Consider the following 25,448-nt stretch of genomic DNA (forward strand, 5'->3'; position numbering starts at 1 on the left):
GGACGTTTGCCGCCCACTGCTGTGTTGCAGAGCCTTAAGCAATTTGCAGACCAACTTTTTTCTGGCGGGCCCAGGCCCGGAAAACAAAGGGCTCTGGGGTTTCGGCGAGGAGTGTGGAAATGAGTGGAAGACGAAAAACCGGCGGTGCCCTGCCGATCAGTGGCAAGTACCGGCCGTTGATCATTGCACACCCGCGCGGTGCGGTTCACGCAAGCCGACCACTGAGTTGTCGGATGAATAAGCGGGCGGCCGGGCGCACTTCCCTGCCGCCGCCCTCAGGCTTCCTTCAGTTGGGTAACCATCCCTGAACCCAGCGCGTCGCATAGGCATCGTCGAAGACCCAGTTATCCAGCACTTGCTTGCGCAGTCGCTCTCCCTGCAGCCGCGAGGCCTGCCGATCTGCCAGGACAGCACGAATCGCCTCAAGCCATTGTTTCTGGCCATCAGCAACGCGGGTGATGGCCAGATCGCCCACGTTATGGGCGACATCGCTGCCAATCACACTGTAGCCGCACGCGCCGTACTGCAGATGACGAAGCAGGCTATCGCCATCGTCGACCTGGCCGAAGCCCTGTGGCGCGAGGACCATCTCCAGGTTGAGACCGGCCAGCACTTCGGGATTGTCCTGAACGCCATCATGGACTTCGCTGGCGAGCGGTCGTAGATACGCAGGCACATCCCCCCAGAGCACCCACTCCACTTGGCCCACCAACGCCTGCATCAGACCGAGGATCAACGGCTGTACAAACGGCTGCGCCAGGTCGATCGCGCAGCCTATGCGAGGGATACCAGATGTCTGGCGCCCACTGCCGAGGTTGCGCCACTTGCTGCCCAAGCGTGTTTCGAGAACACGAATATCCCGATGCAGCCCAGCACAGGCCTGGGCCATCGCAGGCGTCGGCACAACGATGCGGTCGACCAGGCTTGCCGCTTGTTGCAGCGAAGCCATCCATCCAGGAACCTGCGGTTTCAGCTCATCCAACTCAAGGATCTTGAACGCTTTGGAGAAGGTATTGATGTGCTGCATCTGCTCCAGGCGCTGCGAGTCAAATTGATACTGGAAAACAATGACATCGGGGTTGTAGCGCGCAAGCGTTGTCGCCGGCAGGAGGCCGTTGCTGATACAACCTTCGATGTTGCCGCCATCACGCAAGGCAGTGAACGGCTCGACAATACGTAGATTCGCGGCTTTTACCGACTTCCCTGGGTGCACCAATACCACCGGAAGCGGCCGCCAGGACAGCGGTCGCCAAGTCAGCTCGTTAATGGCTTCAAGCTCGAAGCCGCCCCCCCGCAGCGATAGGTTGCTGTTATAGGCAGGATCATTGGCCAGAACGTCCAGCCATTTGCTCAAGGCCTGATCTTGCTCCATGGCGAAACGTTGCTGGTTGCGTGGATCCTTACCAACGCTTGACCACGTCGCCCCCCCCTCATGCAAGAGCACGGCATGAGGTGTCCAGACATTCAGATAGCCAAGGTTCGCCACCTTCAGGCAAAGGTCCAGGTCGTTGCAGGTGACTTGGAACAGCGCCTCGTCCATGCCGCCGGCCTCCAAGTAGATCGCCGTGCGGATCATCAGGCACGCCGCGCTGACCGCACTGGTGTTTTGATCGACGACCAGGCGCTGCATGTAACCGCCGCTGTTGGCGACCTGACCGAGGAATGGACTGGCTGCAGGGCCGCGCAGCCCAGTAATCAGACCTGCCTGCTGAAGCGTGCCCGCCGGGGTGACCAGCTTGGCCCCAACGACCCCCACTTCCGGACGCAAGGCGTGGTTGAGCAGTTCGTCCAACCAATCTTCGCGAATGATTGCCGTGTCGTTATTCAACAACACCAGATACTCGCCGCGCGCCTGGCTGGCAGCCAGATTATTCATGGCACTGAAGTTGAACGGATAAGGGAAGCGGATGACACGGACCTTGTCCCCTCCGATCGACTCCATCTCGCTCAGCCAAGAGAGCGCTTCTTCGGTCTCGCTGCCATTGTCGATCAGGATGATTTCGAAGTATGGATAACGGGTTTTTGACAACAGGCTTTCCACGCAGCGCTGGAGCAGCGGTAACTGGTCCCTGGTAGGAACAAGGATTGACACCAGGGGCTGCTGGTCATGGCCGTACTTGACGTGATAATGCCGGGTCGGCTCCTGCAGGACCTTGGCGTTCGCGTAGCCGCGATTGTCCAAGTGTCGTTGCAGTGCATGACGCTCGTCCGGATTATCGGCAAGGGTCGGCGTGTTGCTGACCACCAGCGGTTCGCTCAAATGGGCAATGCCGTTCATGCTCCCGGTTTCGATCAGTCGCAGGATGAGGTCCAGCTCAAGCGCCTCGGGCACCTGCGGATCGTAACCACCCACCTCCAGCGCCAATTTACGACGGATCAGCCAATGGTTGGCCATGGTCAATGGCAGGCTCAAGAGGTAGTCGAGGTTGATGCAAGGCCGCAAGACCGCTTGAGGGCCACTCTCCGAGCGATACATGCCATCGCAATAAATCATCCGGCAGCCATCGGCACCTGGCAGCTCCAGGTCGAGCATCAACGTGCCGCCGGGCAGGACCTCGTCGCCAGCCGTCAGCAGCATGATCCATTCGCTGTCGTCTGCCTGCAGAATCTCGTTCAGCTCGACGGCGCCCGGGTTAGCGCTGGTCAGCCAATGCAGGCTGTCGGGCAGATTGGCAGGCGATGGCGAGGCGCTCAGGACCACCATGCGCAAGCTGATCGAGGAACGCGATCGCCACAACGCAAGACTCTCCAAGGTATCGCTCAGAGCATTGAAATCACCCAGGGGATCGCGTACCAGCAGCGTCAGGCTGGTGTGTCCGCCGAGCTGCTGGCGACGCTGATCGACAAGCTGCTGCTGGATCGGCGTCAGTACGCGGTTGCGCAGCCAGTCCTTGACGGAGGGTACACGCGCGTCAAAGGCGTGCTGGATGGCAGCCTGCTGGGTGATATCGGCGAAACGCTCCAACTGCGGCCAGAAGGCTTTTTCCAGCTCCAGCCAGCGCCGACGCGCCTGCATCACGCTTGCACGGGCACGTTCCTGCCCGCCCGGCTCGTCATAGAGCGCCGAGCCCGCATCACCGAACTGTTCGACGAACGGCTGCGTCTTGACATGACCACCGGGCATATAGATGACCGGACAGCCACAGAGCATGGCTTCCGTGCACGTCGCTGAAATTTCGTAACTGTAGAGCGTCGAAGCCGTCCGAAAAATCTGCGCCAGCTCGGCCAGGGTCTTCGGGTTGGCCATGCTCAGGACTTCGATATCGTCCGGCAACATCGAGTAGTCGACCTTGGACCTGTCGATGCGGTGCAGATACAGGTAGTTGCCACTGCGCTGCACCGGCTCGGTTGGCGGTGAAAACAACTCCGAGTCGATGACCGGCAACAGGAGCAGGTTGCTGTTATCGCTGTCGCCACCGAAATCCTGGGTGTAATAGAAAAACAGGTCTGATTTTTGCGCGTTGATCGCACGACCGGTGAGGAAACCTTCACGGTTCAGAATGTAACGGGCGACGATCGGTGCGTCTATCGGGTTACCGTCCATCACCTCGGAATACACAGCAATGGGCGCCAAGCCTAGCGACCGGTGCTGCCGACGCAACTCGTCGGTAAGGATCGGGGTGCGCAGTTTCGGATTGACTTGGCATGGCGTGAGGTAGGCCTCGTAGCCGGACAGGTTCAGAACGTGACACAAGTAGTGCAATACGCACACGCCCGAGGAAGTCTCTCGGTAGTGGGGGGCGGCGATGTAATAAGGGTGACGCGGCTTGCCATGCAGGGACGGGGTGGTCATACGGTTGCCTTGGGGCTGGAGGGCTGCTCACAAATGACAAAGACGCTGGCGCACAGGTCTGGATAGACCATGCCCAACGCATGGCAGGCATCCATGAAACGCTCATCGATCAGCTGGGTTTCCAGGGCCTTGTCCAGCTGGAAGTTGGCCAGTGGCTTGAAAAACACCCCGCCACGGTGGCTCACTTGCCAACCGGCACTGCGCACTTCGTGATCCAGGGTGTCGAGGGTGTAGGTCACCCGGTGGCCATGCAGGCGCTCGCCTTCGGTCACGGCACTGTTGTGCTCGATCAACCCCATCTTGACGGCGATCTGGCGCGAAGGTGCATTGGCGTTTGGAACGGCGATGAACAGCCGGCCGCCGGGCGCGAGCCAGTTGCGCACACGCTTGAGCACTGCCTGGCGGTCGTCGAGGTGCTCCAGGGTATGGATCAGGAAGATATTCTCGAAGCGCGGTTCCAGTTCGGCTTCTTCAAAGGTACTGCAGACGAACTTGACGCCTGGACCGACTTTGTTCCGGGTGACCTCGATCAGGTCGCTGGCCGCTTCGATGACCGTCAGGTCGGCGAAGCGCTCGGCGAACAGCGCAGTAAAGGCACCTTCGAAGCAGCCCATTTCCAGGGTCGGACCTTCCGCCAGCCAGGGGCCAAAGCTGTCCAGCATGTAGCGGCGCAGGCGCGAATCGAAATCGTAGAAATAGCTGCGGTGGGCGTTATCCTGAAACTCTTTGTTGTAATCGCGTACGGACATGGCGTTATTCCTGGCTTTTCCTGTAGAAACGAAGCTCTTCAGGCTGGTACCACTCGTGAAGGGTCGAGGGGGTACGGGCATACCACCCCAGCAGTTGTTGCATGCTCGGTGCTTGCGAGCGGCAGAAGTCTTCGCCGAGCGCTCGGCAGTAATCGAACTGCGGTTTGAAATAGCTGCGCGTGAAGGTCAACGTCAGGCAACGTCGTGGCTGATCGGTACGATTGACGCCAGCAGCGTGCCAGATGCGCGAATCGAACAAGTAGATTGAACCCGCGCTACCCAAAGCCTTGCGGGCCTGCTCCTCGAATATCTGAGCGTCGGGTTTGTCAGGTGCGGCGTGCGAACCCGGCAGGAACAGGGTCGCGCCGTTGTCGACGGTGAAATCGTCGAGCAGCACCAGCGCCTGAGCCATCTGCATGGATTCGGCTGACCAGGAGCGTACGTCCCGGTGTACATTACGCACGTAGGCGTCAGTACTGCTCAGGTTGTTCAGGCCGCCAAACGAATTGAGGATCGCTGCACCGCCGAGCATGTGCCGCAGGACGTCGACGATCCCCCATTCGGCGAATCGATCGAGCAATTCAACGAAACTGGAGTCTTGCGTCAGGATATGGTGCGCGGTCTGTTCGGTCCGCTGGGTAATACCGTTTTCCAGTTGCACCTGACGGCAACGATCTATGGCGCGCCCCAGGTCTTCGCGCAGTTGGCCGAGCAGCGGATCCGCAATCAAGGAAGGCAGACAGACGTAGCCGTTCGCTTGCAGCGCTTGCAACACCTGGCTCATAGGTTGTCTCCCCGCGCGGCTTGCCAGGCGCGGTACTCTTCGGCGCTCACGCCCAGCATGATGCGGTCCCAACGCTGGCCCTTGCGGTAATACCACTGGCGCTGCACCCCCTCAATGACCCAAGGGGTCTTGCGCGTGTAGGTCGCCAGGGACGCTGCGTTGTACTCGATGATGGTGGTCGAGAGACGGCTCAGGCCCAGTTCGTCGAAGGCATAGCGCATTACCGTGGCAATCACGTCGGTGCCATGGCCCTGGCCGCGCAGGGAGGAGTCGCCAATCATCATGCCGTGTTCGGCTGTGCGGTTTTTCCAGTCGATGCCAACCAGGTTCGCCGTACCGATCAGGCCATGGCCTTGGACCTCGATACCGAAGCGTTGGTTGAGCGAGTCACTCTTGAGACCCAGCAGCCAGTCCCGTTGCGCTTCCCGCGAGGTGGGGAAATGCCAGCCGCCCAGCAGGCTCCAGAGGGCCTCATCGTTGGACCACTGGTGCAACAGCGGCAAGTCCTCAAGCTCCAGTGCCCTGAGCAGGATGCGTTGACCTTGAATGCTCATGATTTTCCCATGTTCTGAAGGATGACGTCGGCGAGACGATTCATGTCATCGACGTTGTATCGCTGGTCGATCGGCAGCGGCAGCAAGCATTGTGCCCAGTCCCTTTCGATGGGCGGCACAGTTGGATTGTCCAGCACTTCACGCCAGTAGCTGGGTACATAGATATGTTGGTCCAGCAGTTGAGCGCGTAATCGGTTGGCCGTCTCGGCGGACTTGACCAGCAGCGGGTAACACAATGCGGCAACGGGCTGCACCGGCCAGATGACGAAGCGGTTGAGGTGGTCCAGGCGTCGGCGCAGGTGCGCCAGGTTGTCTATCCTGCGCCTGGCGACTTCGTGGTAATCAATACTGTCGAGCAGACGCGCAGTGCTGGTGGCCATCGCCTTGACGCCATCGTTCTCCAGCGCCAGCTCCAATGCCTGGAACGTCGCATAATGATGTTGCGGGGAGTCTTCAAGGCGCCCCAGCAGCGCGCCGAAACGCGCCTGGGAACGGCTGCTCTGCGCTTGCGGCAGGCCAGCAGGGGCATTGGCCAGCCAGCCACCATCAGCAACGCCGACGAACTTGCGCGGGGAATAAAGGGTTGCAATCCCGGACTGTGGCTTCGAAAACAGCGCCTGGGAATTGTCGACGATCAATTGCTTGCCGTAGCGAACAGCAAGCACCTCGCTGATGTAATCGGCTTTGAGTCCGAAATAATTGACGAACAGCAAAGCCTCATCGGCTTGCAGGGCTGGGAGATCCGGCAGCTCAAGCCGCTCGGTCAACGCATATCGCAACACTTCTATGCCGCCGGATCCGCGCAGCACGTCCTGCATGACATCGCAGATGTAGATAGGCAGATGAATCCGACGCAGATTGCGCGCCAACACCAGCGCCTTGAAGGCTGAGCGGGCCGAGTTGAAGGCAACGGCCTGCGGGTAAGGATGATGCCCCTTGCGCAGCTCCAGTTCGAAATAACCGCCGATGGCTTCAGGCACGGACAATCTCTCCTCGTTTTGCCCACGCCCCCACGACCTGCGCGTCGTTGTGCATCAAGGCGTCGAGAATCGACAGGCCGGGCACGAAGGGCTGCTCACCATTCCCCTGTCGGTAGTCGGGCAAGGTGGCCTTGAGCAACTCCAGGCTGATACCGGCCTGTTGGAATGCCTCGGCCTGGTAAAGATGAGCACCGTTGAAGGGGTTGAGGTAGCGGGTACCAGCGCAAGCCTGGACCACTTCGAGTACCCGGTCCTGGGCTCGGCTGTCAGTGCAAATCGACAGATCGCTGGAACGAATGATCGGCGTTTGCAACCCGATCAGGGAACAGCAAGCCCGCAGTATCCGTTCGTTGAGCTCAGCGATGCTCGAAGCAGGCTCGACCAGCAGTGCCTCAAGCCACGCAAGCATGCGCGGCGCGTGGGGCGCACGGCGATAGGCGAAGCTCAGCTTGTTAAGGATATCGCCAGGGTCGAACGTCTCGGCAATACGTTTTTCCGTGATCTGATCAGTGTGACTACCCTTGGTCAGTGACACCCGGAACCACTTCGGCTCCTGTCCCAGCAGATAGCGGTTGCGTTCAATCCAGCCGTTCTTGATGAACTGCACATTGTCGTAGATGACAAAACAGTCGACAGCAGCGATCAGCTGAAAATAACCCAGATAGGGCAGCAAGTAAGGTTGCATGAGTGCAATGCGGCGCTGCTGGTCAGTTGCCGGGGCGCACACCTTCGAGGTGAGGGCCTGGCTCATGCCGCCCGAGCCTTGAGCAGTACCTCAATGATCCGCGTCTGGGTCTGCGGATCGAGATCCGGATAGATCGGCAGGCACAGTACCTCGCGAGACACTTTGTAGGCGTTCCCCAACTGAGAGAGATCCGAACTGGGCAGGCCGCGGTACATCGGAAACTCGCATATCAGCGGGTAGAAATACCGGCGCACGAGAATGTTTTCAGCACGGTAGCGGTCATACAGCTCGTCCCGGCTCACGCCGAAGCGCTCACCATCGACCAGGATCGGACAATAGGCATAATTCCAGTCCAGCCCCTGCGGTTGCTCCAGGAGACTGATACCAGGTATGCCTTCCAGCGCGCTCTGATAATACTCAAACACCTTTTGTCGACGGCTGAGAGCCTCATCGATATAGCGCAACTGCAGCACACCAAAGGCGGCCTGCAACTCGTTCATCTTCCCGTTGATGCCGGGAGCCATGACCGTGACTTCATCGGCAAAACCGAAATTCTTCAGGTAATCGATACGCTGCTTGATCTTTTCGTCACGGCAGATGATTGCGCCGCCTTCGAAAGTATTGAAGACCTTGGTGGCGTGAAAGCTGAGGATCGACAGGTCGCCGTTGTTGAGGACGCTTTCGCCGTTGTGTCGAACCCCGAAGGCATGTGCGGCGTCATAGATAACCTTGAGTCCATAGGTGTCAGCCACGTCCTGGATGCCCTCGACATCACAGGGAACACCATAGCAATGGACCGGAAGAATCGCCGATGTCGCCGGGGTGATGGCTTCGGCAATACGTCGCGGATCGAGGTTCTTGGTGACTGGATCGATGTCCACGAACACCGGCTTGAGATTGTTCCACAGCAGCGAGTGAGAGGTGGCCACGAACGAATAGGGTGTAGTGATGACTTCACCCGTGATGCGCAGGGCCTGGAGCGCCGTCACCAATGCCAGGGTACCGTTGGAAAACAGCGAAAGATGCTCGACACCGAGGTACTCGGCCAACTCCTTTTCCAGTTGCTCGTGGAAAGGGCCGCCGTTGGTCAGGCGCTTACTGTCCCAGATTCGCTGCAGGTAAGGCGTGAACTCTTCCAGAGGAGGTAGCAGCGGGCTGGTAACGGTAATGGAATCGGCCATGGGTACACTACTCGGGTGACTGAAAAATGGCACACGACTCGGGAATCCCTCAGACGCGGCGTTGCATCACGGTCTATATCGGCGGGCTGCAACGCCATGAAACCGACAGCTGACTCTTGATGTGCGGGTACTCCAGCAAAAAATCGGCCAACTCCTTGCGAGCCCGATAATCGGCGTCACCTCAGCTCACGCACTGGGTTCTTTGCCGACTTCGTATTCGCGCAACTTATTGGCAATGGTCGTATGGGAAACCCCCAGCCGCTTGCCCAGTTGCCGGCTGCTCGGGTGTTCGGAATACAAGCGCTCCAGCACCGCTTTCTCGAAACGCCCGACGATCTCGTCCAGCCCCCCCTCCAGGGAAAAATCGCCAAGGGGTTGGCGCACGCCGTAATCCGGCAGGCGGATATGCTCGGCCTTCACCGTGCCGCCATCGCACAGGGAAACGGCCTGGAACAGCACGTTTTCCAACTGCCGGACATTGCCCGGCCAGTGGTAGTGACTGAGACGATCCATCGCCGCCGGGGCCAGCTTGGGCAGGGCACAGCCGATCTGGCGGCTGGCCTGGTCGAGGAAATGCTCCACCAGCGGCGCCAGGCCATCGAGGCATTCGCGCAGCGGTGGAATGTGCAAGGAAAGGACGTTCAAGCGGTGGTACAGATCCTGACGGAATTCTCCCCGGGCGCAGAGTTCGGACAAATCGACCTGGGTGGCGCAAATCACCCTGACGTCCAGGTACACCTCTTCATCGCTGCCGACACGCCGGAAGCAACCGTCCTGCAGGAAGCGCAGCAGTTTCACTTGCAGGCGCGGACTCATCTCCCCGACGCCGTCGAGGAACAGCGTTCCCCCGGCGGTCAGTTCCAGCAGGCCGAGCTTGCCTTCGGCCCTCGCCCCTTCGAATGCGCCGGGGCCGTAGCCGAACAGCTCGGTCTCGGCCATGGACTCCGGCAGCCCGGCACAATTGAGCGCCATCAAGGGCGATTGCCCGCGCGGGCTCGCCAGGTGACAAGCTCGGGCCAGCAGTTCCTTGCCCGTGCCGGTTTCGCCTTCTATCAATAGCGGCGCGTCCAGCGGTGCCATGCGCCGGGCCTCACGGACCACCGCCGCCATCACTTTCGAACTCTGGAAAATACTGTCGAAGCCGCGCAGCTCCTGCTTGCGCACGTTATAGATACGTTCGCCCACCCGGTCGGCCCGGTGCAGGGTCAGCACCGCACCGGCCATGGCTTCGCTGTCGTCGTGCTCCGATTGCAGTGGCGCGATGTCGGCCAGGAACACATCGCCCTTGACCTTGACCCGCAGGCCGTTGATGCGCGACTGGTTGGCGCGCACCAGTTCCGGCAAGTCGAAATCCTCGGCATAGCGGGACAGGGGGATCCCCGGCACCTCGTCCACCCGCACCCCGAGCAACTGCGCCGCCGCCCGGTTGGCCGCGACGATGGAGCCGCCCATGTCGATGGACAGCACCGGAAACTCCAAGGCGCCGAGCAAGGCGTTGAGTTCCATGTGCCGACGCTCGCTGGGCATCAGCCCTACACGCTTGACGCCAAATACCCCGGCAATGCCTTCAAATTTCGGACGCAGCGCCTGGAACTGGATGTTGATCAGGTTTGGGCAGTGCAGGTAGATCGCGTTGCCATGCTCGCCGCCGACCTCCCCCCGGGCGACGTTGATGCCGTACTCCACCAACAGGTTGAGGATGTCCCGCAGGATGCCGATGCGGTTCTGGCAATGGACTTTGATGCGCATGAAGAGGCCCGGGTGCGTATGAGATAGAAAGGCGCGCCATTCAAATCCCCCTGTGGCGAGGGAGCTTGCTCCCGCTGGGCTGCGCAGCAGCCCCAAAAAACAGGGCCGCTTCGCGCCCCAGCGGGAGCAAGCTCCCTCGCCACAAAGGTTTTCTGCGCGACAACGCAAATAGTCGTCAAGATTATGTGACAGATGTAGGCCGATTCCCACCTGAAAAACCCGACAACATCGTAGTGCCGGCCAAATCGTAACGAATACTTTACGATTTGGGCTTTCGTTCGCCTGATCCATCGCCCCCCAAGCCGATGCGCACACCGCTGCTTCGCGCTATCTCTATTGCATCGCTGGACATAAAAACAACACATCTTCCCCCTGAGGGAAATCAGCAGGAGAGCAGCATGAAGCAGACGCAGTACGTGGCCCGCGAGCCCGATGCGCAAGGTTTTATCCACTACACCGCCGAAGAACACGCGGTGTGGAACACGCTGATCACCCGCCAGCTGAAAGTCATCGAAGGCCGTGCGTGCCAGGAATACCTGGACGGCATCGACAAGCTGGGCCTGCCCCACGACCGTATCCCGCAACTGGATGAAATCAACAAGGTGCTGGGCGCGACCACGGGCTGGCAAGTCGCCCGGGTACCGGCGTTGATCCCCTTCCAGACCTTTTTCGAATTGCTCGCCAGCAAGCAGTTTCCGGTGGCGACCTTTATTCGTACCCGTGAAGAGCTGGATTACCTGCAAGAGCCGGACATTTTCCACGAGATCTTTGGCCACTGCCCGTTGCTGACCAACCCCTGGTTTGCCGAATTCACCCACACCTACGGCAAACTCGGCCTACAGGCGTCCAAGGAAGAACGGGTATACCTGGCGCGCCTGTACTGGATGACCATCGAGTTCGGCCTGGTGCAGACCCCACAGGGCCGGCGCATCTACGGTGGCGGCATCCTGTCCTCGCCCAAGGAAACCGTTTACTGCCTGTCCGACGAGCCTGAGCACCAGGCCTTCGATCCACTGGAAGCCATGCGCACGCCGTATCGCATCGACATCCTGCAACCGGTGTATTTCGTGCTGCCCGAGCTCAAGCGCCTGTTCGACCTGGCCCACGAAGACATCATGGGCATGGTCAAGCGCGGTCGGGAACTGGGCCTGCACACGCCGAAATTCCCACCCAAGGCTGCGTGAACCGCGTCTTTTAATCTCAATTGAGTCTGTTGCACAACGCGGCTTTGCTTTAGCGTGGGTGCATCGACGTTTTCAAAAATTCGATCCAGGAACACACCATGAACACTCTGAACCAAGCCCATTGCGAAGCCTGCCGCGCCGACGCCCCACAAGTCAGCGACGAAGAACTGCCGGTGCTGATCAAGCAGATCCCCGACTGGAACATCGAAGTGCGCGACGGCGTGATGCAGCTGGAAAAAGTTTTCCTGTTCAAGAATTTCAAGCACGCCCTGGCGTTCACCAACGCTGTCGGTGAAATTTCCGAGGCCGAAGGCCACCACCCAGGCCTGCTCACCGAATGGGGCAAAGTCACCGTGACCTGGTGGAGCCACTCCATCAAGGGCCTGCACCGCAACGACTTCATCATGGCCGCCCGCACCGATGACGTGGCCAAGACCGCCGAGGGCCGCAAGTAATGCATTTCGACGCCATCGGCCGGGTACCCGGCGACCCGATCCTTGGCCTGATGGAGGCCTACGGGGCGGACAGCAACCCGAGCAAGTTCGACCTGGGCGTGGGCGTCTATAAGGACGCCCAGGGTTTGACGCCGATTCTTCAATCCGTGAAGCAGGCCGAGCAGCGACTGGTGGATCGCCAGACCACCAAGACCTACATCGGCGGTCACGGCGACGCTGCGTTCGGCCAGTTGATCAACGCGCTGGTGCTGGGCGCCGACTCGCCGCTGATCAGCGCAAAGCGTGCCGGTGCCACCCAGACACCGGGCGGCACCGGTGCGCTGCGCCTGAGTGCCGACTTCATCGCTCAATGCCTGCCGGGCCGTGGGGTATGGCTGAGCAACCCGACCTGGCCGATCCACGAAACCATCTTCGCCGCGGCCGGGGTCAAGGTCAGTCACTACCCTTACGTGGGCGCTGATAACCGCCTGGATTTCGAAGCAATGCTGGCGGCCCTGAACCAGGCGCCCAAAGGTGATGTGGTGCTGCTGCACGCCTGCTGCCACAACCCCACCGGATTCGACCTGTCCCATGAGCAATGGCGTCAGGTGCTGGAGGTGGTGCGCAGCCGCGACCTGCTGCCGCTGATCGACTTCGCCTACCAAGGCTTCGGCGATGGCTTGGAGCAGGACGCCTGGGCGGTCCGGCTATTTGCCCAGGCCCTGCCGGAAGTGCTGGTCACCAGTTCCTGTTCGAAGAACTTCGGCTTGTACCGCGACCGTACGGGTGCGTTGATCGTCTGCGCCCGCGATGGCGAGAAGCTGGTGGATATCCGCAGCCAACTGGCAAACATCGCCCGCAACCTGTGGTCGACACCGCCGGACCATGGCGCGGCCGTGGTGGCGACCATTCTCGGCAACCCGGAACTCAAGAGCCTGTGGGCCGATGAAGTCCAGGCCATGCGCCTGCGCATCGCGCAATTGCGCAGCGGCTTGCTGGAGGCCCTCGAACCCCATGGCTTGCGCGAACGCTTCGCCCATATCGGCGTGCAACGCGGGATGTTCTCCTACACCGGCCTGACGCCGGAACAGGTCAAACACCTGCGCGAGCGCCACAGCGTCTACATGGTCGGCACCGGCCGGGCCAACGTGGCCGGCATCGATGCGACGCGCCTGGACCTGCTGGCCGAGGCGATTGCTGACGTTTGCAGATAACCAGCCTTTAAATAGCTGAACAGACCCCCTTGTGGCGAGGGGATTTATCCCCGCTGGGCTGCGCAGCAGCCCTAGATCAGACACCTTGGAATGTCAGGCCACCCCAGGCTGGGGGCTGCTGCGCAGCCCAACGGGGATAAATCCCCTCGCCACAGATAAGTCCTCTCACCACAGGCGCTGCGCCAGACGCTCTACCTACAGGCCTGTCCACTCGCGGACAAACTGCCCGACATCTTCCTGCGGTGCCGTGCGCGCTTCTTTCTGCGGCGTGCCCAGGTAGAGGAAACCGATCACCTCTTCCCCGTCTTCAAGGCCAAGCCCCCTGGCCACATGCGGCGAGTACGCCAGCTCACCGGTCCGCCACACGCCACCGACCCCTTGGGCATACGCCGCCAACAAGATGCCATGGGCCGCGCAGCCGGCCGCCAACAACTGTTCGGATTTGGGGATCTTGAAATGGTCCTGCAGGCGAGCAATCACCACCACGACCAGAGGCGCACGCAATGGGCCGTTGAGGGCCTTTTCCACGACCGCTTCCGGTACCAGCGGGTCATTGAACCGCGCCGCTTCGGCCAGCAGTTCGCCCATGCGATTGCGCGCCTGCCCTTCGACCGTCAGAAAACGCCATGGCCGCAACTGGCCGTGATCCGGCGCCCGCATGGCCGCGGCGAACATGAGTTCACGCTGCTCCGGCGTGGGGGCCGGGTCCACCAGGCGCGGGACGGAAACACGGTTGAGCAAAGCGTCGAGAGCCTGCATCGGCCACCTCCTGAAAAAATGTCCGGCTATTCTAGTGGCTGTGCGGCGAGTTCGTTAGCGCAAAATCCGCGACCCGGCGCCCACTCGGTTCCGGGTGCCGGTTTACAGGGCGCTTGCCGCAGGTAGAATGGCGCCCTTCCCTTTCAGCCTGAGCGGACTTCATGGCGTTGCCGACCCTGCGGATCATTGGTTTCATCATCGGCATCTTCCTGATCACCCTGGCGATCTTCATGGTCGTGCCCATGGCCACGCTGCTGATCTACGAGCGCACCAGCGACCTGCCGTCTTTCCTCTGGTCAAGCATGATCACCTTTGTTGCCGGCCTGGCCCTGATTATTCCCGGACGCCCGGAGCACATCCACCTGCGCCCTCGGGACATGTACCTGCTGACCGTCAGCAGTTGGCTGGTGGTGTGTGTGTTTGCCGCGCTGCCGTTCCTGCTGACCCAGAAGATCAGCTACACCGACTCGTTTTTCGAAAGCATGTCCGGCATCACCGCAACCGGCGCCACCGTCCTGAGTGGCCTGGACAACATGTCCCCGGGTATCCTGATGTGGCGCTCGCTGCTGCACTGGCTCGGCGGCATCGGCTTCATCGGCATGGCGGTGGCGATCCTGCCCCTGCTGCGCATCGGTGGCATGCGGTTGTTCCAGACCGAGTCGTCGGACCGCTCGGAAAAAGTCATGCCCCGTTCCCACATGGTGGCGCGGTTGATCGTGGCGTCCTACGTGGGCATCACCATTCTCGGCACCTTGGCACTCTGGTGGGCCGGGATGAGCCTGTTCGATGCGATCAACCATGCGATGTCGGCAATCTCCACCGGCGGTTTTTCCACCTCGGACCTGTCCCTGGCCAAATGGACCCAGCCGGCCGTGCACTGGGTCGCCATCGTCATCATGATCCTCGGCAGCCTGCCGTTTGCCCTGTATGTGTCGACGCTGCGAGGCAATCGTCGGGCGCTGATCAAGGACCAGCAGGTCCAGGGGCTTATCGGCGTACTGCTGGTGACCTGGCTGGTGCTCGGCACCTGGTATTGGGCAACCACCGACCTGCACTGGCTGGACGCGTTGCGGCACGTGGCACTGAACGTGACGTCCATCGTCACCACCACCGGCTTTGCCCTGGGCGACTACAGCTTGTGGGGCAATTTCTCGCTGATGTTGTTCTTCTACCTGGGGTTCGTCGGCGGTTGCTCGGGCTCGACGGCTGGCGGGATCAAGATCTTCCGCTTCCAGGTCGCCTACATCCTGCTGCGGGCCAACCTTAATCAACTGATCCACCCGCGCGCGGTGATCAAGCAGAAATACAACGGTCATCGCCTCGACGAAGAAATCGTCCGCTCGATCCTTACGTTCTCGTTCTTCTTCGCCATCACCATCTGCGTGATCGCGCTGCTGCTGTCGCTGCTGGGCGTGGAATGGATGACGGCGCTGACCGGTGCAGCCAGTACCGTGTCCGGCGTCGGCCCGGGGCTGGGGGAAACCATCGGGCCGGCTGGCAACTTCGCACCGCTGCCGGACGCGGCCAAGTGGATTCTGTCAGGCGGCATGCTGCTGGGCCGACTGGAAATCATTACGGTGTTCGTGCTGTGTATCCCGGCGTTCTGGCGTCACTGACCGGTCAAGACTGGCTCGCCAACCGTGCCCGGTATTCGCCCGGTGTGGTGTCGAACCAGCGGCGAAAGGCCCGGAAAAAATTGCTCGGGTCGGCAAACCCCAGCAGATAGGCGATTTCCAGCAGCGTCATGCCTGGCTGCGCCAGGTACTGCTCGGCCAGTTCGCGGCGGGTGTCTTCGAGCAGGCTCTGGAAACTCGTGCCTTCCTCCTGTAAACGCCGCTGCAAGGTGCGCTGCGACAGGTGCAGCGTCTGCGCCACCACGTCTCGCTTGGGCTCGCCCTGGGGCAACAGTCGGCACAACGCTTGTCGCGCCTTGTGGGTCACGCGGCTTTCCGAAAAGCGCGCGAGATACTCCCCGGCAAACCGGTCGTGAAGCTGCGCCATGGCTTCGTTGGCCGTCGGCAGCGGCGCCTCCATGTCGGCCCGTTCAAAAATCAGTGCGTCATAAGGTGCGCCGAACACCAACGGCGCGCAGAAAGCTCGCTGATAAGGCGCCAGGTCCAAGGGCTCGGCGCCTTGGCACAGCACTTTCACCGGGTGCAGGGCGCGCCCGGTCAGCCAACTGCATAGCGCCAACGCACAGGCCAGGGACGCTTCGGCACTTTGGCGAGTGGGGGGCAGATGGTCCCCATGCACCGTCAGGATCAGCCCGTAGCCTTCTTCCAACCGACGAAAACTCAATTCGGCGCTTTCGGCAATGATCCGCTGGTATCGCACCAGCCGTTGGAAGCCCTCTGCCAGGGTGCGACTGGACATCAAGGCGTAGCCAACCACATGGAACGAGGCCGGGCGCACCACTTTGCCCATGTTCAAGCCAATGGCCGGGTTACCGGACAACTCCACCGCCCGTTGCCAGAGCCGCGTCATCGAATCCTGGGGGAAACGTGCATCCGGATCGTCCAGCGCATCAAAGTCCAGCCCCAGTTGCTGGAACAGCACCCGACAATCCAGGCCGTCCATTTCCAACGCTTTGACAATCCCCATCGCCCAGCTTGAAGAAGTCGTTCGTTCGCTCATGACGTTTTACTTGCATGACGAGCCGCAGGGTACGGCTGGATTTGCGAAGGATACTAAAGTGGCGCCCATTGTCACTGGCTGTTGCAGGTGATAGCTCTAGACTTCAAGCATCAGAACAATAACCACAGAGCTAGCCGTCGTGGAAAACGCCAAACGATTCAATACGTTCGCTGAGTTCTACCCCTATTACCTCGGCGAACACAGCAACAGCACCTGCCGCCGATTGCATTTCATCGGCACCTCCCTGGTCATCCTGATTGTCGTCATGGCCCTCGTCGTGGGTAGCGGGTGGCTGTGGCTCGCCCTGCCCGTGGCCGGCTACGGCTTTGCCTGGGTCGGGCACTTCTTCTTCGAAAAGAACCGTCCCGCCACCTTCCAGCACCCGTTCTACAGCCTGCTCGGCGATTTCGTCATGTACCGCGACATGCTGCTGGGCAAGGTTGCGTTCTAGCCAAAGGACTGTCCATGAACACCCATGCACGCTTTACCCACATGCAGGACGGCACCCAGGAAGACTGGGCGCTCATCGCGGCCGATTTCAGCGCCTACGCACGGCAATTGCCGAGCCGGATCCTGACCCACTTGAAACTGCTGGACGGCGATTTCGGCGGGTTCCCGGTGGATCGCCTCACCCACTCCCTGCAAACCGCCACCCGCGCCTACCGTGACGGGCAGGACGAGGAATACGTAGTCTGCGCCCTGCTCCACGATATCGGTGACACCCTGGGCTCGTATAACCACCCGGACATCGCCGCGGCGATCCTCAAGCCCTTCGTCAGCGCCGAAAACCTGTGGATGGTGGAAAAACACGGGATTTTCCAGGGCTATTACTTCTTCCATCACCTGGGCATGGACCGGCACCTGCGCGAGCAGTTTTTCGATCATCCGCAGTACCAGGCGACAATCGACTTTTGTGCGAAATATGACGCGGCGGCGTTCAACCCCGAGTACGACACCCTGCCGTTGAGTTTCTTCGAGCCGATGCTGGAAAGGCTGTTTGCCGCGCCGAAGCAATCGATCTACAAGGCGGCGATGGCTGACAAAACGGCCTGACAGACACAGCAAAACCCTGTGGCGAGGGGATTTATCCCCGCTGGGCTGCGCAGCAGCCCCAAGAAAATTTGCTTCAGCGCGATCAACCTGGCACACCAATAGGGGGCTGCTTCGCAGCCCAGCGGGGATAAATCCCCTCGCCACAAGGTGTAAGGCTCAAGCAGGTTCGGCGACTTTCAGTGCCTTCAACTGCGCCTCCCGCGCCTGGGCCTCCGCCAACCGATACAACTCGATCGACCCGTCCCAGTGCTCGATCAGCGCCGTGCAGGATTCGACCCAATCGCCACAATTGAGGTATTCCACCTCGCCCACCATGCGCATCTCGGCATGGTGGATATGCCCGCAGACCACGCCATGCAGTTCGCGTTTCACACACTCGTGGGCGATGGCTTCCTCAAAGTCACTGATGAAGCTGACGGCGGTCTTGACCTTGTGCTTGAGGTACGCCGACAGCGACCAGTAACCGTAGCCGTAACGGGCGCGCCAATGGTTGAGCCAGCGGTTCAGCGTGAGGGTGAACTCGTAGGCCGAATCCCCGAGGAACGCCAGCCAACGGTGGTAACGGGTGATGACATCGAACTGATCGCCATGGATCACCAACAGGTGCCGACCATCGGCCGTGACGTGCACCGCTTCGTCCACCAACTGGATATTGCCCAGGATCAGCTTCGAATAGCGCCGCAGGAATTCGTCATGGTTGCCGGTGACGTAGATCACCTCGGTGCCGCGCTTGCTCATGGTCAGCAAGCGGCGAATGACGTTGGTGTGGGCCTGGGGCCAATACATGCCACCGCGCAGTTTCCAGCCATCGATGATGTCACCCACCAGGTAGATCTTGTCGGCGTGGTAGCCCTTGAGAAACTGCGACAGGTGCTCGGCCTGGCAATCCCGGGTACCCAGGTGCACATCGGAAATCCACAGGGTGCGAACACGCTGTTTGCGGCTGGGTTTGGCGAGCTCGGCGCTGGTCATTGGGCAACCCTCTGATCGTTTTTGCCACTGTGCACGCCAGCGGTTAATGGCCCATGACAAACACAAGTCCATTGCATGACAGCGCCGGGCGTGGCGCCCTCGGTGTATGCTGGCGGCCTGACACGGGAGACCGCGATGAGACCGATCCTCACACTACGCCACTACAGCCACGACTTGATCGCCCACAGCCATGACCATGCCCAACTGGTGTTCGGGCTGTCTGGCGCGCTGGATTTCGAGGTCGAAGGGCATGGCAGCCAGGTGGTGCAACAAAGCTTCGTGGTGGTACCGGCCGGCGCGCATCACGGCTGCGGCAGCCCCCACGGCAGCCGCTGCCTGGTGTTGGATGTGCCCAGTGATGATTGGGTCGGGCAATGCCTGGGGGATCACGCCGACGCCAGCCGCCGCTTGCTCGACGATACCGCTCGCCTGCCCCTGGATGCGGGGCAAAGCCAGTTGGTCAGTTGGTTGGCGGGCAGCCCGGTGGACGATCCGGTGATCGCCCAGCAAGGCGCGGTGCTGCTGCTGGCGAGCCTCAATAACGCTCGCCAGGCAACCCTCGGCGGCCGGCGCCTGCCCTACGCCGCACTCAATGCCCACATCGACCAGAACGCCGCTTATCCGCTGCAAGTGGCGGACCTGGCGCGAATCGCCGGACTCTCCAGCGCCCGCCTGCACGCACGCTTCGTCGCCGAGTGCGGGCAAACCCCGATGGATTACATCCGCAGCCGCCGCTTGCACAAGGCCGTGGCGTTGTTGCGTGATTCGCAGTTGCCCATCGGCGAGATCGCCCACCGGGTCGGCTACAGCTCCCAAAGTGCCTTCGCCGCGGCGGTACTGCGCGAATTCGGCGTCTCGCCGGGCACGTTGCGGCGTCAGCGCTAGCTTCGCGCTAAAAGTCGCTAGGATCGCGACAGACGCCAGCACCTCCCCAACGCTTAAATTCCCTGCAGGAGCCCCGTAGGAGCTGTGTAGGAGCTGACGAGTGAAACGAGGCTGCGATCTTTTGATCTTTTGATCTTTCGCTTGCGATTCAAGTGTCTGGGGAAAGATCGCAGCCTCGTTGCACTCGTCAGCTCCTACAGTCAGCTCCTACAGGGGATTGATGTTTGTCCGTCGGTTTTGGCTTATCTGTTGAAAGGATTGAAATGACACCTCGTACTGCCCTCGGCGCCCTGCACATCGGCGCACTCATGTTTGGCCTCACCGGTGTCTTCGGCAAACTCGCCGCAGCCTCGCCAGCGGTCATTGTGTTCGGGCGCGCCGTCTTCGCCGTGCTCGCCCTGGCGATGTTTGCCCGGTTCGCCAGTAGCAGTCGCTGGCAGAAGCTGCGGGCACAGGATGGCCGGCGATTGTTGCTTGGGGGGCTGTTGCTGGCCGGGCATTGGGTGAGTTTCTTCATCGCCGTGAAGGTTGCCGGCGTGGCGATCGCCACGCTGGGGTTCACCAGTTTTCCGGCCTTCACGGTGTTGCTTGAAGGGCTGATCTTCCGCGAGCGGATTCGCGCCAATGAAATCTGGCTGGTGGTGTTGGTGAGCGTCGGCCTGGTACTGGTCACACCGAACTTCGACCTGGCCAGCGGTGCCACCACCGGTTTGCTGTGGGCCATGGGCTCGGGGCTGCTGTTCTCCCTGTTGTCATTGACCAACCGTGCCGGCTCGGCGCACGTGCCGCCGGTGCAGGCCGCACTGTGCCAGAACGTGGTGGTCGGGTTGTGCCTGCTGCCGATGGCCGCGCCACAATTGAGCGACGTTCGCCCCATCGACTGGTTATGGATCGGCTTGCTCGGCGTGTTCTGCACCGGCCTGGCCCACAGCCTGTTCGTCGCCAGCCTGGCGGTGATCAAGGCGCGCACGGCGGCAGTGGTGTTCGCCATGGAGCCGGTCTACGGCATCGCCATGGCCTGGTGGCTATTCGATGAGAGCCCGACACTGCGCATGCTGCTGGGCGGCGTAGTGATCATCGCGGCCATCGTGATCTCAAGCCAACAGGGCGGTTCGAAGAAACCGGAGGTTGGCGCCCAAGCCGCGTCTCACTGAACCCGATCGTTGTGGCCCAGGTCCCGCTCCGGGTCGATCCGGTCGCGGACCCGCTGCTTGAGCACCTTGGCCTCGGGAAACCCGCCGTCGGCCTTGCGCTCCCAGATCTGCGTGCCGTCGCAACTGATGTGGAACACACCACCGGTGCCCGGCACCAGGGACACTTTGCCCAGGTCGTCGCCGAAGGTGCTGAGCAGTTCCTGGGCCAGCCAGGCAGCGCGCAACAGCCATTGGCACTGGGTGCAATACGTGATGACGACTTCCGGTTTATGTTCGGTCATTGCGGGTGGACTCCTGGGTTCGAAGGCGTCGTTATAATACCCGCCTTTGACGCCCGCCCCGAGATTGACGATGCGCCGCCTGCTGCCCCTCCTGCTTCTGCTGCTGTTGCCCCTGCTCGGCCATGCCAACGAGCCCGCCGTCGAAACGCCACGCCCAAAAATCGGCCTGGTGCTGTCCGGCGGCGCCGCACGAGGGCTGGCCCACATCGGCGTGCTCAAGGCCCTGGAAGAGCAAGGCATCAAGATCGACGCCATCGCCGGCACCAGCATGGGCGCGGTGATCGGCGGGCTGTATGCCTCGGGCTACAAGATCGACGAACTGGAAAAACTCGCCCTGGGCATCGACTGGCAACAGGCCTTGTCCGATGCGCCACCCCGCAAGGACGTGCCATTCCGGCGCAAGCAGGATGACCGCGACTTCCTGGTCAAACAGAAACTGAGCTTTCGCGACGACGGCAGCCTCGGCCTGCCCTTGGGGGTCATCCAGGGCCAGAACCTGGCCCTGCTGCTCGAAAGCCTGCTGGCCCACGCCAGCGACACGCGGGACTTCGACAAACTGCCGATCCCGTTTCGCGCAGTCGCCACCGACATCGCCACGGGTGAAAAAGTCGTGTTCCGCAAAGGCCACCTGCCCAAGGTCATTCGCGCCAGCATGTCGATCCCGGCGGTATTCGCCCCGGTGGAGCTGGACGGCCGGCTGCTGGTGGACGGCGGCATGGCCGACAACATCCCGCTGGATGTGGCCCGGGAAATGGGCGTGGACGTGGCTATCGTGGTCGACATCGGTACACCGCTGCGCAACCGCAAGCAACTGGTCACAGTGGTCGACGTGCTGAACCAGTCGACCACCTTGATGACCCGGCGCAACTCTGAAGAGCAACTGGCAACGCTGAAGAAAGACGACGTGTTGATCCAGCCAGCGCTGGCGAGCTTCGGCTCCACCGATTTCGGCCGGGCCCAGGAGATGATCGACGCCGGCTACCGTGCCACGCGGATACTCCAGGCACGCCTGGCGCCTCTGCGTCCGCCCGAGGCGCCCGACGCCGAGCTCATGGCCGCGCGCACTCCCAGCGAACGCACACCGGTCATCACCGCCATTCGCGTGGAGAACGACTCAAAAGTCGGTGACGACGTGATTCGCTATTACGTTCGCCAGCAGATCGGTGAGCCGCTGGACTTGGGCCGCCTGCAGACCGACATGGGCACGCTGTACGGCCTGGACTACTTCGAACAGGTGCAATACCGCGTGGTCCACAAGGGCCCGGACCACACACTGGTGATCAGCGCCCGGGGCCGGCGCACCGGCACCGACTACCTGCGGCTGGGGCTGAACCTGTCGGACGACATGCGCGGCGACAGCGCTTTCAACCTGGGAGCCAGCTATCGGGTCAACGGCATCAATCGCCTCGGTGCCGAATGGCTGACCCGGGCGCAGATCGGCGACAAGCAGGAGTTGTACAGCGAGTTCTACCAGCCATTGGATGTCGGCTCGCGCTACTTCATCGCCCCCTACGGGCAATTCGAATCGCGCAACGTGGAGTCCATCCTGGACAACGATCCGGTAGCCCAGTATCGCGTCGAGCGTTATGGCTTCGGGCTGAACGTGGGCCGCCAGATCGGCAACAACGGCGAAATCCGCTTCGGTGTCGGCCAGGCCTGGGGCAAGGCGGATGTGCGTATTGGCGATCACGACCAGCCCAGCGAAAACTTCAATGAAGGCTTCTATGAGCTGAAGTACTCCTTCGACTCCTTCGACAACGTGTATTTCCCCCATGAAGGGGAAGACATCGGCCTGAGCTGGCGCCAATACGAACCGGGGCTGGGTTCCGACCAGCGTTACCGCCAGTGGGAGTTCAAACTGGACAAGGCCCTGAGCAGCGGCCCGGACACCTTCATCCTGGGCGGGCGCTACGGCCGAACACTGGACACCGCAGAGGTCGTGACGTCCAGCTTTGTGCTCGGTGGCGCGCGGCAACTGTCGGGCTTTCGCGAAGACGGGGTCTCCGGGCAGAACATCAGCCTGATGCGTGCCGTGTATTACCGCCGCCTCACACCGCGGGCCTATCTGCCATTGGACTTGCCGCTGTACATCGGCGGCTCGCTGGAACGCGGCCGGGCCTGGAACAACGACAACGAATTCGACAGCGGCTACATCAACGCCGCCAGCATTTTCCTCGGTTTCGATACACCGCTGGGGCCGCTGAATTTCAGCTATGGCTTTAACGACGATGATGAACAGGCGGTGTATCTGAACCTGGGGCAGACGTTTTGAGGGGTAGGCGTTTGCCTGGGAAAGATCGAGAGGCTGAACCGACGCCTTCGCGAGCAAGCCCGCTCCCACAGGAATTTGCGTGAGCATCGAGCTTGCGACTGCCAGGGAACCCTTGTGGGAGCGGGCTTGCTCGCGAAGAGGCCAGTGGACTCAACATCCCATTTATAGCTTCAGCGAATCCCTGCCAGCAGCACCCGGGCGGTCTGCTTGAGGGGTTCGTCACCCTCTTCGAGCAGTTCTTCAAGCAGAGAGACGGCAGTCTTCAGGTCTCCATCGTCGATGCAATTCTGTGCCTGTTCCAGCTTGAGCGAGTGTTCCGGGGCCTGAGGCTCGAGGGACAGGGTGTCCAGGGAAACTGGTTCAAGGGCCAGCGGCTCAAACTCCAGCGACTGTTCTTCGTCGGCAAAGCTATCGAGGAAAGCATCGTCCAGCGACTCGGTTTCCAGAGGCGATTCCCATTGCAGGTCCGGTTCGTCGAAACCTGAAAGCGACAAGCCCTCGGCGGCATGGGGTGAAACAGCCTCGTCATCAGCAGTGTTGTCCTGGGCATCGGCGAGATCCCAACTGGTTTCCATGGACAGTGCATCCAGGTCCAACTCGAACTCGTCACCAGGCACCGGCTCACGCTCAGGAACAGGTGTCGGTGCCAGAGCAGGTGCAAGAACCGGTACCTGAGGTTGTACCGATGCCACTGTCGGCGCGGCGATCATGGCAACCTTGGGGTAGCGCCCGCGGATCTCCTCCAATGTCCCGGCATCGATACCCTGTGCCAGTAGATGATGCTCCTGGGCCTGGAAACCGATGACATCGCCCTGCTTGCCCAGTACTTCCAGCAACTTGAGGCCCAGGTCGGTGCGTTCCGGCTCCGCCAGCAACGCGGCGCGCAACAGCCCTGCGGCCTCGGTGAAACGACCGTAGGTCAAGTAGATCCCGACACCTTCCAGTACATCACCCAGGGGCGTATCCCCGTTATTGAACGATGCCGCCGTCTCGGACGGCTCCGTATCGGGGATTGCTGCAAAGGTTTCGTCGCCCTGCTCCAGCATCGGCTCGGGACGCCCGGTCATCGGTTCCAGCTCGGCCTGCTGCTGCCGACGCCGAACGAACAGTAACAGCGCCAGCAACCCCAACAGGCCCACCAGCCCCGCCACCCATGTCCAATTGATGCCCTCTGGCTCTGCTACCGGTTCTGTAGCGGGTTGCGCGTCCGACGCCGGTTCCGCTGCAGGAAGCGCCGGTTGCGGTTGTGTCGATTCAGCCGGGGCTGGCGCTACCTCAGCCAGCCGGGTCTGCAATTCACTGATCTGCTTGCGCTGGCCAGCGATTTGCTCGTCCTGGGCCTGGAGCCGCGCCTGCAGCTCCTCGATGGTCTTCTGTTGCTGCTGATTTTGCAGCACGCTGGCGGCCAATTGTTCATCGGACGCGGCGGGGGCCTGGCCGGCAGTGGTTGCAGCAGGCGTCGGCAGCACGGCCGAGTCGGGCAGCAACAAGCGCTGGCCGATGGAAAGCCGGTCACTGCCGGGGTTCAAGGCCTGGATTCCTTGCATCAGCTCATTGACCGACGCGTTGCTGCCGGCGTCATGCAGACGTTTGGCGATAATCCAGGGGTTGTCTCCCTGCACCACGGTGTAGCGCTTGCCCTGTACCGCCGGGGGCGGCTTGATGGACTGTGGGGCCGCGGAGGGTTCGTCACGGACTGGCACGATACCCGGCGTGCCCGGCGGGTCGATCAGCACGGTGTATTCGCGCAGCAGGCGCCCGTTGGGCTGATTGAGCTGCACCAGGAAATTGAGAAACGGCTCCTCCACCGGCTTGTTGGAGGTCACCCGAATGAAACTACGATCACCGCGCAATACCGGCGTGAAGCGCAGGTCATTGAGAAAGAACACCCGCTCCACACCCGCACGACTGAAATCGTCCGGGCTCGCCAGGCTGGCCGACAGATCGCCCTCGCCGATCCCGGCCACATCGACCAGGGCGATATCGGCACGCAACGGCTGGTTCAAGGCGGAATGCAGCGTGATTTCGCCAAGCCCCAGCGCTGACGCCAAAGCCGGAAACCCCAGGGCACCCACGACGACCGACACGTTGACCCAACTGCGCAACGTGGACTGCAAACTTTCAAGCATGG

General features: G+C 61.4%; 22 protein-coding genes. 9 read left to right on the forward strand and 13 right to left on the reverse strand.

Translation table 11 applies throughout. The features are described 5' to 3' along the window. Positions 1-286 precede the first annotated feature (286 nt). The 8 genes from B0E42_RS04915 to B0E42_RS04950 all read right to left on the reverse strand — a co-directional run bounded on the left by B0E42_RS04915 (position 287) and on the right by B0E42_RS04950 (position 10,475). A complete protein-coding gene (locus B0E42_RS04915) occupies positions 287-3,793 on the reverse strand; it encodes a glycosyltransferase (RefSeq protein WP_053178490.1) in 3,507 nt (1,168 codons plus the stop codon). Continuing rightward, entirely contained in the window at positions 3,790-4,542 is a 753-nt protein-coding gene (locus tag B0E42_RS04920; RefSeq protein ID WP_053178489.1) for a bifunctional 2-polyprenyl-6-hydroxyphenol methylase/3-demethylubiquinol 3-O-methyltransferase UbiG, read from the reverse strand. Before B0E42_RS04920 ends, B0E42_RS04915 begins: the two co-directional genes overlap by 4 nt. 4 nt (positions 4,543-4,546) lie before the next feature. Then, positions 4,547-5,326 (reverse strand): phytanoyl-CoA dioxygenase family protein, encoded by a 780-nt coding sequence (locus B0E42_RS04925; RefSeq protein WP_053178488.1) that lies wholly within the window; start codon positions 5,324-5,326, stop codon positions 4,547-4,549. Further along, on the reverse strand, positions 5,323-5,880 hold the full coding sequence (locus B0E42_RS04930) for a GNAT family N-acetyltransferase (RefSeq protein ID WP_053178487.1): 558 nt from the start codon (positions 5,878-5,880) through the stop codon (positions 5,323-5,325). The genes B0E42_RS04925 and B0E42_RS04930 overlap by 4 nt, the downstream gene beginning before the upstream one ends. Next, positions 5,877-6,860, reverse strand: a complete 984-nt coding sequence (locus B0E42_RS04935; RefSeq protein ID WP_077505863.1) for a hypothetical protein — start codon at positions 6,858-6,860, stop codon at positions 5,877-5,879. The genes B0E42_RS04930 and B0E42_RS04935 overlap by 4 nt, the downstream gene beginning before the upstream one ends. Further along, the gene (locus B0E42_RS04940; RefSeq protein ID WP_053178485.1) at positions 6,853-7,611 is read right to left on the reverse strand and encodes a WbqC family protein; all 759 of its coding nucleotides are present in this window, start codon (positions 7,609-7,611) and stop codon (positions 6,853-6,855) included. Before B0E42_RS04940 ends, B0E42_RS04935 begins: the two co-directional genes overlap by 8 nt. Continuing rightward, positions 7,608-8,726, reverse strand: a complete 1,119-nt coding sequence (locus B0E42_RS04945; protein ID WP_053178484.1) for a DegT/DnrJ/EryC1/StrS aminotransferase family protein — start codon at positions 8,724-8,726, stop codon at positions 7,608-7,610. The genes B0E42_RS04940 and B0E42_RS04945 overlap by 4 nt, the downstream gene beginning before the upstream one ends. 186 nt (positions 8,727-8,912) lie before the next feature. After that, positions 8,913-10,475: a sigma-54-dependent transcriptional regulator gene (locus B0E42_RS04950; RefSeq protein ID WP_053178483.1), complete on the reverse strand. Its 1,563-nt coding sequence runs from the start codon at positions 10,473-10,475 to the stop codon at positions 8,913-8,915. Between the two features lie 398 nt (positions 10,476-10,873). On the opposite strand from B0E42_RS04950, the gene phhA reads away from it, so the two are divergent. From phhA to B0E42_RS04970, 3 genes are all read left to right on the forward strand, one after another. After that, a complete protein-coding gene (gene phhA / locus B0E42_RS04960; RefSeq protein ID WP_018614446.1) occupies positions 10,874-11,659 on the forward strand; it encodes a phenylalanine 4-monooxygenase in 786 nt (261 codons plus the stop codon). Positions 11,660-11,757: 98 nt separating this feature from the next. Then, positions 11,758-12,114 carry a 4a-hydroxytetrahydrobiopterin dehydratase gene (locus B0E42_RS04965; RefSeq protein ID WP_003184087.1) on the forward strand — a complete coding sequence of 119 codons (357 nt, stop codon included), beginning with the start codon at positions 11,758-11,760 and terminating at the stop codon, positions 12,112-12,114. Further along, positions 12,114-13,307, forward strand: a complete 1,194-nt coding sequence (locus B0E42_RS04970; RefSeq protein WP_018614442.1) for an amino acid aminotransferase — start codon at positions 12,114-12,116, stop codon at positions 13,305-13,307. The genes B0E42_RS04965 and B0E42_RS04970 overlap by 1 nt, the downstream gene beginning before the upstream one ends. 195 nt (positions 13,308-13,502) lie before the next feature. On the opposite strand, the gene B0E42_RS04975 is transcribed toward B0E42_RS04970, so the two are convergent. Further along, on the reverse strand, positions 13,503-14,066 hold the full coding sequence (locus B0E42_RS04975; RefSeq protein WP_018614440.1) for an NAD(P)H nitroreductase: 564 nt from the start codon (positions 14,064-14,066) through the stop codon (positions 13,503-13,505). A 161-nt stretch (positions 14,067-14,227) separates the two neighbouring features. Here B0E42_RS04975 and B0E42_RS04980 point away from each other — a divergent pair, with 161 nt between their 5' ends. Further along, on the forward strand, positions 14,228-15,682 hold the full coding sequence (locus tag B0E42_RS04980) for a TrkH family potassium uptake protein (RefSeq protein ID WP_018614438.1): 1,455 nt from the start codon (positions 14,228-14,230) through the stop codon (positions 15,680-15,682). A gap of 4 nt (positions 15,683-15,686) precedes the next feature. Here B0E42_RS04980 and B0E42_RS04985 read toward each other — a convergent pair whose 3' ends face one another. Next, positions 15,687-16,700: an AraC family transcriptional regulator gene (locus tag B0E42_RS04985; RefSeq protein WP_074849589.1), complete on the reverse strand. Its 1,014-nt coding sequence runs from the start codon at positions 16,698-16,700 to the stop codon at positions 15,687-15,689. A 139-nt stretch (positions 16,701-16,839) separates the two neighbouring features. On the opposite strand from B0E42_RS04985, the gene B0E42_RS04990 reads away from it, so the two are divergent. Then, positions 16,840-17,151, forward strand: coding sequence for a DUF962 domain-containing protein (locus B0E42_RS04990; RefSeq protein ID WP_077505867.1), 312 nt, complete (start codon positions 16,840-16,842; stop codon positions 17,149-17,151). A 14-nt stretch (positions 17,152-17,165) separates the two neighbouring features. Next, positions 17,166-17,753 carry an HD domain-containing protein gene (locus tag B0E42_RS04995; protein WP_077505869.1) on the forward strand — a complete coding sequence of 196 codons (588 nt, stop codon included), beginning with the start codon at positions 17,166-17,168 and terminating at the stop codon, positions 17,751-17,753. A 156-nt stretch (positions 17,754-17,909) separates the two neighbouring features. On the opposite strand, the gene B0E42_RS05000 is transcribed toward B0E42_RS04995, so the two are convergent. Beyond that, on the reverse strand, positions 17,910-18,725 hold the full coding sequence (locus B0E42_RS05000; RefSeq protein WP_018614430.1) for a UDP-2,3-diacylglucosamine diphosphatase: 816 nt from the start codon (positions 18,723-18,725) through the stop codon (positions 17,910-17,912). A gap of 135 nt (positions 18,726-18,860) precedes the next feature. On the opposite strand from B0E42_RS05000, the gene B0E42_RS05005 reads away from it, so the two are divergent. Further along, a complete protein-coding gene (locus B0E42_RS05005) occupies positions 18,861-19,610 on the forward strand; it encodes an AraC family transcriptional regulator (protein WP_018614428.1) in 750 nt (249 codons plus the stop codon). A 263-nt stretch (positions 19,611-19,873) separates the two neighbouring features. Then, positions 19,874-20,764, forward strand: coding sequence for a DMT family transporter (locus B0E42_RS05010; RefSeq protein ID WP_018614426.1), 891 nt, complete (start codon positions 19,874-19,876; stop codon positions 20,762-20,764). Here the strand turns inward: B0E42_RS05010 and B0E42_RS05015 are convergent. Continuing rightward, entirely contained in the window at positions 20,758-21,045 is a 288-nt protein-coding gene (locus B0E42_RS05015; protein ID WP_003199006.1) for a SelT/SelW/SelH family protein, read from the reverse strand. The genes B0E42_RS05010 and B0E42_RS05015 overlap by 7 nt on opposite strands. A gap of 70 nt (positions 21,046-21,115) precedes the next feature. On the opposite strand from B0E42_RS05015, the gene B0E42_RS05020 reads away from it, so the two are divergent. Further along, positions 21,116-23,317 (forward strand): patatin-like phospholipase family protein, encoded by a 2,202-nt coding sequence (locus tag B0E42_RS05020; protein WP_077505871.1) that lies wholly within the window; start codon positions 21,116-21,118, stop codon positions 23,315-23,317. Between the two features lie 170 nt (positions 23,318-23,487). On the opposite strand, the gene B0E42_RS05025 is transcribed toward B0E42_RS05020, so the two are convergent. Further along, the gene (locus B0E42_RS05025; protein WP_077505873.1) at positions 23,488-25,446 is read right to left on the reverse strand and encodes a FimV/HubP family polar landmark protein; all 1,959 of its coding nucleotides are present in this window, start codon (positions 25,444-25,446) and stop codon (positions 23,488-23,490) included. Positions 25,447-25,448 lie beyond the last annotated feature (2 nt).

Source organism: Pseudomonas sp. A25(2017) (assembly GCF_002001065.1).
Classification (GTDB): domain Bacteria; phylum Pseudomonadota; class Gammaproteobacteria; order Pseudomonadales; family Pseudomonadaceae; genus Aquipseudomonas; species Aquipseudomonas kilonensis.